13 protein-coding genes and 3 pseudogenes are annotated in these 14,598 nt (G+C 42.0%); 10 read left to right on the top strand and 6 right to left on the bottom strand.

Annotated elements, in window-relative coordinates:
* Positions 1-23 precede the first annotated feature (23 nt).
* Positions 24-830: an endonuclease/exonuclease/phosphatase family protein gene (locus tag AACL23_RS06820; protein ID WP_095034681.1), complete on the top strand. Its 807-nt coding sequence runs from the start codon at positions 24-26 to the stop codon at positions 828-830.
* Between the two features lie 10 nt (positions 831-840).
* On the opposite strand, the gene AACL23_RS06815 is transcribed toward AACL23_RS06820, so the two are convergent.
* Together AACL23_RS06815 and gloB are read right to left on the bottom strand one after the other, a co-directional pair.
* Positions 841-2,076, bottom strand: coding sequence for a transglycosylase SLT domain-containing protein (locus AACL23_RS06815; protein WP_095034680.1), 1,236 nt, complete (start codon positions 2,074-2,076; stop codon positions 841-843).
* A gap of 172 nt (positions 2,077-2,248) precedes the next feature.
* Entirely contained in the window at positions 2,249-2,998 is a 750-nt protein-coding gene (gloB, locus tag AACL23_RS06810) for a hydroxyacylglutathione hydrolase (protein WP_100096950.1), read from the bottom strand.
* A gap of 53 nt (positions 2,999-3,051) precedes the next feature.
* Between gloB and AACL23_RS06805 the strand changes: the two genes are divergently transcribed.
* The 6 genes and pseudogenes from AACL23_RS06805 (at position 3,052) to AACL23_RS06780 (ending at position 9,891) form a co-directional block, all read left to right on the top strand.
* Positions 3,052-3,759 carry a methyltransferase domain-containing protein gene (locus AACL23_RS06805; RefSeq protein ID WP_100096949.1) on the top strand — a complete coding sequence of 236 codons (708 nt, stop codon included), beginning with the start codon at positions 3,052-3,054 and terminating at the stop codon, positions 3,757-3,759.
* Positions 3,760-4,049: 290 nt separating this feature from the next.
* Positions 4,050-6,104 carry a TonB-dependent hemoglobin/transferrin/lactoferrin family receptor gene (locus tag AACL23_RS06800; RefSeq protein ID WP_339050852.1) on the top strand — a complete coding sequence of 685 codons (2,055 nt, stop codon included), beginning with the start codon at positions 4,050-4,052 and terminating at the stop codon, positions 6,102-6,104.
* 77 nt (positions 6,105-6,181) lie between these two features.
* On the top strand, positions 6,182-7,237 hold the full coding sequence (locus AACL23_RS06795) for a hemin-degrading factor (RefSeq protein WP_100096947.1): 1,056 nt from the start codon (positions 6,182-6,184) through the stop codon (positions 7,235-7,237).
* A gap of 16 nt (positions 7,238-7,253) precedes the next feature.
* Complete coding sequence (locus AACL23_RS06790; RefSeq protein ID WP_100096946.1) at positions 7,254-8,075, top strand: heme/hemin ABC transporter substrate-binding protein; 822 nt, start codon at positions 7,254-7,256, stop codon at positions 8,073-8,075.
* Positions 8,072-9,070: pseudogene (locus AACL23_RS06785) on the top strand (FecCD family ABC transporter permease). Before AACL23_RS06790 ends, AACL23_RS06785 begins: the two are co-directional and overlap by 4 nt.
* Positions 9,070-9,891, top strand: coding sequence for a heme ABC transporter ATP-binding protein (locus tag AACL23_RS06780; RefSeq protein WP_407079220.1), 822 nt, complete (start codon positions 9,070-9,072; stop codon positions 9,889-9,891). Before AACL23_RS06785 ends, AACL23_RS06780 begins: the two are co-directional and overlap by 1 nt.
* A 138-nt stretch (positions 9,892-10,029) precedes the next feature.
* Here AACL23_RS06780 and AACL23_RS06775 read toward each other — a convergent pair whose 3' ends face one another.
* A complete protein-coding gene (locus AACL23_RS06775) occupies positions 10,030-10,341 on the bottom strand; it encodes a hypothetical protein (protein WP_234817433.1) in 312 nt (103 codons plus the stop codon).
* 113 nt (positions 10,342-10,454) lie between these two features.
* Here AACL23_RS06775 and AACL23_RS06770 point away from each other — a divergent pair, with 113 nt between their 5' ends.
* The gene (locus AACL23_RS06770; RefSeq protein ID WP_015874446.1) at positions 10,455-10,814 is read left to right on the top strand and encodes an IS630 transposase-related protein; all 360 of its coding nucleotides are present in this window, start codon (positions 10,455-10,457) and stop codon (positions 10,812-10,814) included.
* Positions 10,744-11,277 carry an IS630 family transposase gene (locus AACL23_RS06765; RefSeq protein ID WP_320410229.1) on the top strand — a complete coding sequence of 178 codons (534 nt, stop codon included), beginning with the start codon at positions 10,744-10,746 and terminating at the stop codon, positions 11,275-11,277. Before AACL23_RS06770 ends, AACL23_RS06765 begins: the two co-directional genes overlap by 71 nt.
* A 30-nt stretch (positions 11,278-11,307) precedes the next feature.
* Here AACL23_RS06765 and AACL23_RS06760 read toward each other — a convergent pair whose 3' ends face one another.
* Positions 11,308-11,712, bottom strand: coding sequence for a transposase (locus AACL23_RS06760; protein ID WP_158530960.1), 405 nt, complete (start codon positions 11,710-11,712; stop codon positions 11,308-11,310).
* A 17-nt stretch (positions 11,713-11,729) separates the two neighbouring features.
* On the bottom strand, positions 11,730-12,095 hold the full coding sequence (locus AACL23_RS06755) for a transposase (protein ID WP_012737981.1): 366 nt from the start codon (positions 12,093-12,095) through the stop codon (positions 11,730-11,732).
* A 49-nt stretch (positions 12,096-12,144) separates the two neighbouring features.
* Here AACL23_RS06755 and AACL23_RS06750 point away from each other — a divergent pair.
* Positions 12,145-12,354: pseudogene (locus AACL23_RS06750) on the top strand (Tn3 family transposase); the annotation flags it as partial.
* 164 nt (positions 12,355-12,518) lie between these two features.
* On the opposite strand, the pseudogene ltrA reads toward AACL23_RS06750, so the two are convergent.
* Positions 12,519-14,217, bottom strand: a pseudogene (ltrA, locus tag AACL23_RS10270) (group II intron reverse transcriptase/maturase).
* Between the last annotated feature and the right edge of the window lie 381 nt (positions 14,218-14,598).

Genomic DNA, 14,598 nt, shown 5'->3' with positions numbered 1-14,598 from the left:
TTTATTAATAAGGGAAAATTATAGTGCTAAAAACAAAAAAAACATATGCGATAAGGTATGTTAACGGTCAACCTGTGAAACATATTGTTTCAGATTTCAACTCGCAACCTAAATATTCCAGGATACCCAAATTACCTCTGACAATCACAAAAACGTTCCGGGTCATGGTGTGGAATATTTTAAAACAACAACGAAAAGGTTGGCTTTCTGTGCTTAAAAAAAACGGAGAGAATACACAGCTGATGTTGCTACAGGAAGTAAAAACAAATCCAGAAATGCTCGATTTTGTTGCCTCTTATTACTTAACGGCCGATCAAGTCCCGGCTTTTTCATTGCCTAAGCATTCCTATGGTGTCATGACATTATCCTCAGCCTTTCCTGTTTATTGTTATCCACTACGCACAAGAGAGCCTCTATTGGGTTTTTCAAAATCTGCATTAATCACAGTCTACCCAACTTATAAAGAAAATTTATTGATGGTGATCAATATTCATGCGATTAATTTCAGTCTGGGTATTGAAAATTATAATCAACAACTTGAACCCATTGGAAAACAAATAGCGGCCCATAAAGGGCCTGTGATTTTAGCGGGGGATTTTAATACCTGGAGTAAAAAGAGAGTAAAAGCTCTAAAGGCATTTACTCAAAACATGAACCTGGAAGAGGTTTCATTTCCTGTTGATAATCGAAGCCTGGTTTTTGGGAGACCATTAGACTTTATTTTTTTTAGAGGCCTTAATCTGATCCATTCCTCTGTATTAGCCACACAAGCCTCAGATCATAATCCTTTGTTAGTTCAATTCGATGTTTCATCAAATACCATTGATTAATATCAGTAGCCTAGCCATTGAGATAATTTAACTCATTTTTCAGCTGTAAAACCTGCCCGATTTTTAAAAAATTCAAATCTTCTAATTGATTCCAGTTTTTTACATCATGAACCTTAATGTTCATTCTCTGAGCAATACCAGATAATGTATCCCCTGCTGCAACTTTATAAAATACAGAGGGCATATCATCATTTTTATGATTTGCTAAAAGCGTCGCTTCCTCCATTGATTTTTTCTTTGTTTTTAAAGCGATTTTAAATTGTTGGGCATGAGATTGAGGCACCATAAAATAATGAGGCCCACTCAATGGGGTACTGCTATGTTTATAGCCAAAATTATATAATTTAAATTTAGATAAAGGTAATCCAGACATTTCAGCCGCTTGAGTTAATTTCATAGGATGATCGAGATTGACTACAATTAAACCCCTATTTTCATCAGATATTGGTAATTTGACCCCATATTTTTCACTGTTTTTAATAATGTCACTCAAAGCGAGCATCTTAGGGATATACAAAGAGGTTTCTCGAGGGAGAGATAAAGCCCAAAAATGAGTCGGTTTCCCCTGTGCTTTATTGGCTTTTATTTGTCTCAATACACAATATTCCCCGCAGTTATAAGCGGCGATGGTCAGCAACCAGTCTCCGTTGAACTTACGATTTAAATTTTGCATTAAATCCAAGGCAGCATGGGTAGACGCAAGTACATCGTGACGGCCGTCATACCATTCATTTTGTTTCACACCATAATATTTAGCAGTACTAGACAACATTTGCCACAAGCCAGCAGCCTTGGCAGATGAAATGGCGGCTGGATTAAAATTACTTTCTACTATGGGGAGTAAAACCAATTTCATCGGCATGTTGCGTTTTTGAATCTCTTCAGCAATAAGATACATGTAAGGCTCAGCATTTAATGCCAGATTGTAAAAATGTTGTTTGGTTTTTAAAAGCTTTTCTTTTTGCTCACGAATGCGCTCATTGTCCTCAATCGGTTCGTTTAAATGCTTTTTAACAAAAGACCATAGATTTTTTTGCTCTACATTTTGAATGTTCTGGGTATCAGATTTAAAGTCAGCCTCTGATTTTTTTACTGTCAACCCTTGATTGACATTTCGGGTCACCATTGTCTTTTCAGTGGAGACATCTATAGAATTTTGAATAGGTTTTTCAGCTTGTTTCTGGTATTTAATAGACTGACAGCTGGCTAAAAAAACAGCAGCCAAAAATATAGTTTTTATTTTCATAGAATCTCTTTAATCTGAATATTTTCTAGTTAGAATTAATCTGTTGATTAAAAAATGAGCAAATCTACTGTATTTGCGAAAGCAACACAATCGGATCTGCTTTAAAAGCTCTATGTTTTCGCTTTATTTACCTTAAATTGACAAAACTCTACGGTTATTGAATCAATCTGATTTAAAAACGGTCTTTCATTTCACGTAAAGTAGAAAAAACAGACAGAGGATCATGTTTGTGAGTGCCCATTTTTTTTTGTAAAAAGCTTTCTTTACAGCGCAAAAAAAGATTGACTTGACGCTCAAGCTTAAGGAGAGCGGGTAACGTAGGTTGATTTTTTGCTTTTAATTGTTCTGCCTGTTTCTGATAGAGAGCAATCTGTGGATCATCAGGTAAAATCGAGCGAGCAAATTTGAGATTAGAAAGTGTATATTCGTGTCCTGCACAAATTAAGGTTTCATCTGGTAATTGTATTAATTTTTGGATTGAGTCATACATTTGATCTGCCGTACCTTCAAATAAACGTCCGCAACCGGCTGAAAATAACGTATCCCCGCAAAAAAGATAAGGAGCAGCATAGTATGCAATATGGCCTAAAGTGTGTCCTGGGACTTCAATGACAGAAAATGTTTGAGAACAAATAAATAACTGATCTCCCTCTTTTAATAGTATGGTCGCGCCTTTTTTGTTCGTTTCTTTTGGACCATAGACAGGAATATCTGGAAAACGCCGCAATAATTGAGGTACACCTCCCAGGTGATCTTGATGATGGTGGGTCAATAAAATGGCTTGGGGTAAAAGGCCTTTATATGTTAATACAGATTCAACAGGAGAAGCCTCGCCGGGATCGACTATCACACAATGCTGATTGGAATCCGCCAAAAGCCAAATATAGTTACTTTCTAGTGCTGGAATATGAATCAGTCTCATAAAATCTCTCTCAAAACGTATTGTTGACGTTAACAAAAATAGACCATAGCACAATGAAACTTCTCAGTTCATACCTAAAAATACCTGCGCCCAGCTCTTGGAATGAGTTTCCATTAGGCCCAAATTATCGTTTTGAAATTCAACAACATATGCAACCTTGGTGGCCAAAATTTTTTGGCTTTTATTTGCTCAAAATCGGAGCGCTTAGCACAGAAATTGACACTCGCGAATGTGCGATCCCCCATCAGATTAATGTTGGGGAGCAGGGTGATCAAATGCAAGTCATTGCTGACCTTAACCAATTGCCTTTTTCTGAAAAATCGTCGGATGTTTGCCTGCTTTTTCATACTTTATCCGCAGTGGAGGATCCTTATCGTCTTTTACGAGAAGTCGACCGCATATTAGTTGATGACGGTTGGTTGGTGATCAGTCATTTTAATTCATTCAGTTTGTTAGGGATCGGAAAATTACTGCCTGTGATAAAGCGGAGGCAACCTTATGTCTGCCCAATGTTTTCTAGAATGCGTGTATTAGATTGGCTAGGTTTACTTAATTATGAAATCGTCCATCAAATCGGGTTTCATGTTCTTCCCTGGCATCATCGGGGAGAATATTCTATGAATATTCATTTACCTGCCATTAGTTGTCTTAGCCTCATCATTGCTCGTAAGCGAACCATGCCATTAAGTTTAGATGCACTCAAATTGAGAACGCCTAAACGTTGTTTTAGCCCAGTCAGCACAGAAAATTATAAAATCTAAATCCTTATTTTTTTAAAATTCTTTTGATTTTCATAATGATGATCCCGATTTCCCCTCGTTTCATGACTTTCTCTTAAACAAAAGCAAAATTTTTACTTGAAGTAATAAATGATTATATATAATAATGAGAATCATTCTTAAATAAAAAGAAGCCTCCCAGATTTCTTGCCAGGATCAAGGCCGCCAGCATATTTAGAAGCGTCTTTTGATAGATCGATTGCACCGAAAAAAACAATGCCATCTGTCTATAGATACCTGGTTATTCTTAAATTTATACAGAGAACTGACTTATGTCTTTTACACTTACACTGCCAAAATTATTACGTCTTTCCTCTTTAACCCTTGCCATCTCTTTGCCTTCTTTAGCTTATGCAGAAAGCGGGATGCCAGATAAAATCGAAACAGAAGAAAAGAAGCCTTCTTTTAATAAACAGTCTCTTAAAACAGAAACCATCACCGTGACGGCCACGGGTAACCCACGTGATACTTTTTCTACGCCCATGATGATCACTGTGATTGACAGAGATAATGCCAAAAGTGACACCGCTTCGTCCGCAGCCGATATATTGCTTTCCACACTAGGCATCACGATTGAAGGGGTTGGTCGCAAAAACGGTCAAGATGTTAATATGAGGGGATATGGAGGAAAAGGGATTCTTACACTGATAGATGGTGTGCGCCAAAATTTAGATACAGGGCACATGAGTGGTCATTTCATTGATCCCAGCTTCATCAAACAAGTAGAAATTGTGCGAGGGCCTTCCGCATTATTGTACGGCAGTGGCGCATTGGGGGGGGTGATTTCTTATAAAACTGTGGATACGGTTGATCTATTGCAACCTGGTCGAAACTCAGGATATCGCGTATTCAGCATGGGTGCCACAGGCGATCGCAGTCTTGGTATAGGTGCGACGGTCTTTGGTAAAACCGATGATCTGGATGGTTTAATCACTTTTAGTGGTCGTAATGTCGGAAATATTAAAGAAAGTGATGGTATCAATGCGCCAAATGACGAAGGGATTCGTAACCTTATGGCAAAAGGCACCTGGAAAATAGACGACTCACAATCTCTCAGTGCTAATGTGCGCTATTATCGCAACAATGCTGAGGAAATTTTGAATCCGCAAGAAGTCAACCCTTCACTAAGAAATCCCATGACGGACCGCAAAACAGTTCAAAAAGATGTACAGTTCAGTTATGCCCTTAATCCAAAAACATCAGATTGGCTGGATGCCAAAACCACCCTGTATTATTCAGATGTGAGCATTAATGACAAAGTCAAAAAACGAGCAGATCAAGGACGAACACAAAAAACGCTGGGTACAAAATTAGAAAACCGGAGTCGTTTATTGACACATAGCCCTGCCGCTCATTTATTGACCTACGGTACTGAATTTTATCAGCAAAAACAAAAACCCGAAGGTCCCGCTAAGGCTTTTCCTGATGCAAAAACCAATTTTGCGTCTGGTTGGGTTCAGGATGAAATCACTTTCCGTGATTTACCGGTGTCGCTCTTAATAGGCACCCGCTTTGATCGCTATAAAGCTAAAAATCCCAAAAATGCAGATATCTCTGCGGATAATTGGTCATCACGAGGGGCTGTCACCCTCACTCCCACCGATTGGCTCATGTTGTTTGCTTCTTATGGACAGGCTTTCCGGGCACCGACTATGGGTGAGATGTACAATGATGCCCAACATTTTCGGGGTAACCGTTTCAAGCCGAATCCCAACTTAAAACCAGAAAAAAATGCGACCCAGGAATATGGTTTTGGGGTGAAATTTGATGATCTGGTTCTAACAGAAGACAGTGTAGAATTTAAAGCCAGCTATTTTAGTACTCAAGCAACAGATTACATCACAACAGAGGTGAATTTTAGAAAGGGCACTACGCAGTATGTCAACGTTCCGGATACCAATATTTGGGGTTGGGATGCCGTATTAAACTACAAAACGCCTTGGTTTGGGTGGAATTTAGCCTATAACCGCACCCGCGGTAAAAATGAAAAAACAGGGCTTTATATTTCTTCTATCAACCCTGACACACTCACAAGCTCTCTCGATATTCCCATACCAAAAACGGATCTTTCAGCTGGCTGGGTAATGACGTTAGCAGAAAGCACAGATTTTATGAAATCCCCTGGCACGACTCATTCACAGGAAATCAAAGCACAACCAGGCTACGCGGTTCATGATTTTTATCTTAGCTACAAAGGCCAGAATCAGTTTCAAGGCGTGACGACCAATCTGGTATTGGCGAATGCTTTTGACAAAGAGTACTACTCACCACAAGGCGTTCCACAATTAGGTCGCACCGCGAAATTATTGATCAGCTATCAGTGGTAATTTTTTGTATAAAATTTCCCACAGAGATAAAAAACCTATGGGATCTGTCACTCATCTAACAGGATAAAAATATAACCATGCTATCGTCTTTCTATAAAGAAGCGTTACAGACCCAGCAGAATCATTCACACAAAAATACCGCGATTGACGAACGACTCAACATCAGCACGGCAGAATCGATGCAGGCTCGTCTTGGGCAGGGTGTACAATACTTACAGGCAGATGTGCGTACGTTATTGTCTGAATTGGAAAGTGTGGGTACAACGCTTTCCATAACACGGAATCAACACGCCATACACGAAGTGATTGGGCGTTACGAAAATCAAAGAATCATCCCAAATGGGCATTCAGGTGTGATCCTCAATCCTGGGGCGTTAGATTTACGTTTGTTTTTTAATCAATTTGGTCACGTTTTTAGCCTTGAAGAACCTGGTTCAACAGGCCCAAAATACAGCATTCACTTTTACGACACGCAGGGCGATGGCGTTCATGAAGTGCATTGTATTAATGAAACCGATAAAACCGCTTGGCTTGCTGTGATCAAAAAATATGCGACAGAAACACCAGGGGCTCCACATATTTCTGCCGAAAAACCCAATCAAACACCCTCGCAAAAAACATTTGAGCCTTCCAATGAATTAATTCAAGAAATTGAAATGCAATGGCGGGCCATGGATGATGTCCATCAGTTTTTTAAATTATTAAATCAATATGGCGTCAAACGAACGCAGCTGTTTCATGCAGTTAAAAACCAGGATCTGGCTAGAAGAGTGAAAAACACGGCTTTGATCTCTCTGCTTGAAGAGTCGTCACAAGAACAGAATAACATCATGATTTTCGTTCCTAATCGCGCTTGTACTCAAATTTTTACGGGCGCGATTGAATATGTGATGTTAACGCCGCAACATCCCTGGATGACTGCTTCTAATTCTACTTTTAGGTTGCATCTTAATATCAATGCGATTACCGAAAGTTGGATTACCCGAAAAAATACCAAAGACGGCTTTGTCACCAGCCTGGAAGTGTTCGATGCGAATGGCGATCAAATTGTGCAATTGTTTGGCCAGCGTGCTGAAGGGCAGAACGAACAAAAACAATGGCGTCGTCAAACCTTTTCTTTATTAAGTTATTAACGCAGAGTCCTAAAAAATGAAATATTGGTTTTTAGTGGGTTTATTGCTATCCCCTATTCTTGCTATATCGGCGGAGCGGATTGTTACCATTGGTGGAGATGTCTCTGAAATTGTTTACGCATTGGGCATGGGTTCACAAGTAGTGGCTCGCGACAGCACCAGTCTTCAACCCAAAGAAATTCAAACCCTGCCTAACATTGGCTATATGCGACAGCTCAATGCAGAAGGGATTTTGGCGATGAAACCCACGCTGGTACTGGTCACCGAACAGGCTCAACCTACCTTGGTCCTGAAACAGATATCAGATAACGGTGTTAAGGTCGTCAAAGTACCAGCGGAGCTCACATTAAAGAGCGTGACAAAAAAAATTCAGACCATCGCTCAGGCGGTTCATCAAATAGAAAAAGGTGAATTACTTTCTCAAACATATCAAAAAAAAATCGAGTCCATTAAAAATACCCCTGTGCCCGTCAAAATCCTGTTCATTATGAATTATGGAGGCGGCTCTCCCATGGTTGCGGGGCAGGATACTTCAGCCGATGCGGTCATTAGAGCAGTGGGTAGCCAAAATGCCATGCAAGGGTTCAAGCATTACCGCCGATTATCTGCGGAAGGTGTTATCGCCAGTAGGCCAGATCTCCTTCTGGTCACCACGGAAAGTGTTGAGTCTTTAGGAGGATTAGATCAGGTTTGGCAACTGCCAGGAATGGATAAAACACCGGCAGGCAAGAACCGGCGTGTCCTTGTTTTCGATGCTATGGCTTTGCTGGGTTTTGGATTACAAACACCCAACGTGATGAGTCAGTTATATCGGACAGTAAGATCCTATTCAAAATGAAAAAAACCGACACCGCTCGTTATAAACTTGGCGCCTTCCTGACATTATTAATATTGATCAGCATAGGATCAGCTAATTTGGGCGCGCTCACACTCTCTTTTTACAATTTATGGCATGCCCCATTAGAAGACATGGCTTGACAAATTTGGCTCAATATTCGTTTACCGAGAGTGCTTTTGGCGATATTGATCGGCAGTGCACTGGCTGTCTCCGGCACCGTTATGCAAGGGCTGTTTCGAAACCCATTAGCGGAGCCCGGCTTATTAGGCATCAGCAGCGGCGCCGCATTTTTAGTAGCTTTAGCCACGATGATGCCTTTCACTTTACCGTTTTTAGGGATTTGCTCCCATTTAATTGCCGCTTTTATAGGCAGCTTACTGATTTCTTTCATGATCCTTTTTTTAAGTCGATCGGGTGAGCGCTGCAACTTAAGCCGTTTATTATTGGCTGGCATTGCCATCAATACACTATGTGGTTCCGGCATCGGCCTCCTGAGTTATTTGAGCACAGATCAACAACTGAGACATTTCTCTTTATGGATGATGGGCGCTCTCAACCAAATAGAGTGGCGCACATTATTCATTGCAACGACTTTGATTCTCCCTGCCATCGCCATCACATTATTTCAAGCCAATAAACTGAATTTATTGCAATTGGGTGATGAAGAGGCGCATTACCTCGGTGTTGATGTGGCCCGAACGAAACGAAAGCTATTATTATTAAGCGCTTTGCTGGTGGGGGTTTCAGTGTCAATAACAGGCGTCATCGGTTTTATCGGTTTGGTTGTGCCTCATTTAGCACGGATTCATTTAAGCAGCGATCATCGCTGGTTATTGCCAGGGGCAGCCTTAGGCGGTGCCTGTTTATTGATCACCGCAGACACTCTGGCTCGAACCATCGTCGCCCCTGCAGAAATGCCAGTCGGTTTGATCACAAGCCTGATCGGGGCCCCTTACTTTTTCTGGCTGATACTCAAACAAGCTCGGTGTTCATAGTGAGTTTTAAAGGATTTTGTCAAAATGCGCTTTCTTCGCGCACGCCTATTTTGCTCAACGTGCAAAATTTACATTACCGTCTCGGTAATCGTTTTTTAATCCAAACTCTCTCTATGCAAATCCAGCCGGGCGAAATAGTGGCCATTATCGGGCCGAATGGCGCGGGAAAATCTACCTTAATGAAATTGCTCAGTGGCTATTTATCGCCGACATTGGGACGTTGCGATTTATTAGGTCAGCCTCTGTCTCAATGGCCCCAGCATTTATTAGCCAAAACTCGTGCGATGATGTGCCAATCCAGTCACCTATTGTTTTCATTTAGCGTTAAAGAAGTCGTGGCGATGGGCAGGGCGCCTCATGGTGCTCATCAACTTGATCATATTGTACAAATGGTTATGGAACAAACGGGGTGTGCCGCGCTTTCTCAGAGAGACTACCGAAAATTATCCGGTGGAGAGCAGCAAAGAGTACAGATTGCACGTGCATTAGCTCAACTTTGGCACCATGAGCCTACGCCTTGCTTTTTACTGCTAGATGAACCGACATCTTCTTTCGATCTCTATTATCAGCAGCACAGCTTACGTCTATTACGTCAATTAACACGGCATCAACCTTTAGGAGTCTGCTGTGTTTTGCATGATCTGAATTTGGCCGCACTCTATGCTGACCGTATTTTATTACTACATGAAGGTAGAGCCGTTGCAGAAGGCACCGCGTCTGAGGTATTAACCGAAAAAATTTTAACCCGTTGGTATCATGCAGATGTCAGCGTTCAGGCACATCCTGATAGCGCGATCCCACAAGTTTTCTTGCAACGTTAGTTAGTTAATATAGTAAGTCCCGATTAGCCGGTTTGTCTTTTCTGGCCATGTATTTTCTTCATGAGGGTTTTTTATGCATGAATAAGGTCGATACCAAGGTATTGTCGGTTTGATGTGCCGCCGCTTTCAATAAAGCGTTCATTGCAGAGCAAACCAAATGCCGTGACGCCATGAGTGGTCAAAACGAAATCCGTGACTCATCTCCCAGACTAATTGAGCCAGGTGATTGAGGTCGTTGCCGTTGAATACTTCCGGGGATTGAGGTTGGTGTTCTGGCACTCCGACTTCTTTATCTAAAATATCTAAACCCCATTTGCGAAATTCTTTGGCGACAGGCGTGTTGGAAAACATCGCTATCAAATGCGCCCCACACAGGGAGAAGATGCGTGTCTCAATTTTACGTAAACTGTTGTTTATTCCATTGGTCACTGAATCAATGACCAATGACATACCTTCTGTAAACTCATCCCGATTTTGGTTGTATGGCTAAGCGATTTAATTTTGATTAGGAGATAAAATCAAGAAATGAATGTTGAGAGTAAAAGACTAGATAAGGGAGAGAAATGAGCTATTCAGTGGATTTGCGTAAAAAAGTTCTGAAGATTCGAGAGAAAGAAGGTCTGAGTATCAAACAAACAGCTCAGCGATTTCATCTCAGTACAGCCTCAATCACAAGATGGCTCAAGCGTATCGAGCCAGCCCCTTGTTCTTCACGTCGGCGTAAAATTGATAAAGAAGCGCTCATCAAAGATGTTGAGGATTATCCGGATGCGTATCAACGGGAACGGGCGGCGCGTTTCGGGGTGTGCCCCAAAGCCATTTGGCAGGCGTTGAAAAGATGGGGTCTGACCTATAAAAAAAACTCTGCGTCATCCCAAGGCAGACGAAGAGGCACGACAGCTGTTCCAGGAAAAAATCGCTGACTATCAAAAGCAGGGCAAATCGCGGGTTTATCTCGATGAAAGCGGCTTCGCCCACGATATGCCGCGCCTTTATGGCTACAGTGCACGAGGTCAACGCTGTTTTGGGACGCACGATTGGCAGGCTAAGGGGCGTACCAACGTCATTAGCGCTCTATTGGGGGTGACCCTCATCGCGGTCACGCTCTTGACTGGCTCCATTAACAGCGATGTGTTTTATGCTTGGGTCACACAAGAGCTCTTGCCCGCTCTTCCTCACCCGGGCGTTATCATTATGGATAACGCCTCTTTCCACAAGCGAGAAGATATTCAACGCGCCATTATCAAGGCAGGGCATCTGATGGAATACTTGCCTCCTTACTCTCCTGACCTCAATCCCATTGAGCACAAATGGGCTCAAGCTAAAAGTAAAAGAAGAGAGCTTCAGTGTGACATCGATACCTTGTTTTCAGAATATATAAATTAATCAAAATTAAATCGCTTAGCCATGGCAGTGTTAACAAAGTAAATTAAAGACTTTAAGACAAGCGATAGCGAAGAAAGAAAAGAAGGTGATATCGAGTTTATCAAAGCGTAAAGCGAGTCTTTTTTGTTCTTTTATGCTGAAGAAGAAACGTTCAATCGCAGAGCGTGTTTTGTATTTTTCTTTATCATTAGGTTGAATGCCGGTGCAAACAGCCCCTTTTCGTCGGGGTATCACAGGGCTCTTTCCACTATCCCGGATTAATTTTCTGACATCAAAAAAGTCAACTCCCTTATCAGCGATGATGTAGCTCACCTTCCTCCCATTTCCCTTTATCCACAGCTCAGTAAAGGCTTTCATATCGGAGCGCTGTCCTTCAGATAGACAGGCACTCCGGAGAAAGCGGCCTGAAAGACCCACGTGAATTTGAGTGCTCACGCCTTTTCGGCCGCGCCCTATCGATTGAGGTCCCTTTTTTTAAGGCTTCCTGAGCCGTGTCGGTGGATGGCGACCGTCGTACTGTCTACCCATGTACAGTCCATTTTGATTTTCTTTTTTTGTTGTAAACGATAAAGCAAGTTCCAGAACAAGCCATTTTCACTCCATCTTTTAAAGCGCATATAAATCGTATGCCAATGACCGTATAAATCAGGTACATCACGCCAAGGGATACCCGTTCTCAATACGTACAAAACAGCTGAAAAAAACTGATAATGACTGATGCTTGCAGGTCTGCCTGGACGTTTATCATATTTTATAATATGAGGTTCGATGATTTTTATAAAATCACACTCTTTGAGCGGATAGTGCCTGTTTTTCATTTCTTTATCCCCCTAAAAAACAGAGAATATCTTAACATTAACTTTGTTAACAGTGCCATATATAGAAAGAGCCATTGATTCACTGAAACGAAAAGGTATCGAGATTAATGAGCAACTGGTATCTCATCTTTCCCCTCTGGGTTGGGAACATATTAATCTGAGTGGAGATTATGTCTGGGGTAACAACGTTAAGCTGGGATCAGGAAAATACCGCGCATTACGTGCAGTCGATACTACTCTGTACAAAAAACAGTCTTAGCGTGGGATATTTTCCGTTTTCCAAGTGGACCGATACTATAGCGCATTAATCGCCAGGCAATCAGTTTATCGGGGGTCGATTGGTCGGGTAAGGACAGAGCATTACTGAGCCGCCCTCGCCTGAGAACGCAGCTTGCGACTTTCGCCGCATTAGGCTCAAGCCTTTCAAAGCCTCTTTGTAGAAGCCGGTGTGGCACAGAGATCCTGGTTATGTAATTGGCGATGACAAACTGGATGAAGTAATATCAAATTATTGAGCGTGTCAGGGCCTCCTTTGACGCGGGTAATAACATGATGAATATGCCATCCAGACTCCTTATCCATGATTTGTTGACATATAGGACATCGTCTTTTTTGCCGACGCCATAGATGCTCTCATTTCTTTCTGCCTGTGAGCGTGTACAGCATCTTTCTCGCTTGTCTTTGCCTTTCCCAAGCAGGATCATAGGGATTGGTCTGGCTGATGATTTTGATGTGTCTTCGGATAGGAGTATCGCTTGCTTTTCTCAGGCAAATAACGACCGGATTGCCGTCAGGCCATCGGATCGATTTCTCAGCTGAAAATATCCAGTTACGGGTACTTCTTCGTGAAAAATATCGATTTTTAATCCAACGTTTGCCTTTGTCAGGATGCCTTCGACAACACCATGTCCATAATGCTTTCCATATCTCATGATCAACCTGACTAAACACCTTTTTTGCACACACGTGTCGATGATAATTAACCCATCCTTGAATAAGAGGATTCAGTAAACCTATTAAATTTACTTGCTTAATCCCGATATTTTGTTTGATGAGTCTACGTGTTTTGCTTAGAAAGGCAGCTATATTTTCTTTTGATGGTTTAATCAGACACGTCTGACGTTGACCCTGTTTTCGAATATTCTGCCCTGGAAAATTAAAGCCTTCCGTAATATGCTTAATCGTGGTTTTCTCCGGAGCTAACTGTAATCCTCTAGCTTGAAGGAAGGTCTCTACCACAGGTTTGACTTCATTTTTTAACAGAGCTTCTGAAGCACCGGTAATAATAAAATCATCGGCATACCGAATGAGATTGACTTTATGGATGACCCATTGTCTTTTTTCCATCCGTTTTTGAAGTGGAGTGCTAATAGTGTTTGTAGCGTGTCTAAACACCAATTGGCCAGCGCAGAAGAAATAATACCTCCTTTCGGCGTACCCGAGGAAGTAGCATGGAGCCGCCCCGTCTCAATATAACCCGCTTTGAGCCATTTCCTTAAGACTGCTTTGTTCATCGGAACATTTTGAAATAGCCAATCATGTGAAATATCATCAAAGCAGCGACAAATATCACATTCAAGTATCCATTGAGCTCTATCTTGCTTAGCTAATACAGAGTGACATTGCTCTGTAGCATCCGCTGTCGAACGCCCGCTGCGAAAGCCATAAGAATGAGGATCAGCGCTTCTGCTATGGGTTCTAGAGATAACAAGTGAAGGACTTGCATTGCCCTGTTTTTCATACCAGGGATCCCCAAAGCTCGCCGTTGATCCTTTTTCTTCGGAATATAGACCCGCTTTAATGGTAAGGGACGATAACTTCTTAACTTGAGTGTTTCAATCGCTTGGGTTTTACTGGAGGGAGTAGGCCATGTTACACCATCAACCCCAGGTGTGTTTTTACCTTGATTTTCTGTGACGCGTCGTACGGCCAATGCTTTGGCACTGTATGAATGCGTCAGCAGTCGTTGTAAAGCGTTCACTTTACCCCAGCGTTTTTGCTGCCATGCCTTAACAATACGAATTTGAAGCTTTTTCACTTCTCGATAACATTGAGACCATACAATGTTTGTCCAATCACCGCTCAAGTGTGAAGGTGCACCAGGTATGACTGCTCCTGTCATCTGCTTTCCCTCATTCAAAATAGTCAAATATTCTTGTCAAGAAAGACCCAGTGGAAGTTTGTCCACTTTCGCGCAGGAGAATGTTGATTTTATTCGCACCCCTTATCTCAATGATTACGATTGAGCCTTCGCTTTCTCCACTTTCCTTTACCCGCATGATGATCAGCATTTCTTGCGATTTGCCTTGCTCTGAACGAGCCACCCTACGGGCTTACCGTGTTCCGCTTTGATGACATGAATGGGTTAGGTCCTGCCTCTACTCCAGTGATGTTGATGTTCCTGTACTCGTAGAGTCGCCCGAGTAGCCCATCACAACCCTTTTGGTTCAAGCCTGTCAGCATCTTTGGCTGGCGGCTTGATTATGAAGTTTTAAACAGCAGT

It is taken from the genome of Candidatus Williamhamiltonella endosymbiont of Tuberolachnus salignus (genome assembly GCF_964019775.1).
In the GTDB taxonomy this organism is placed as follows: Bacteria; Pseudomonadota; Gammaproteobacteria; order Enterobacterales; family Enterobacteriaceae; genus Hamiltonella; species Hamiltonella defendens.
This window is presented reverse-complemented; position numbering and strand designations above follow the sequence as displayed.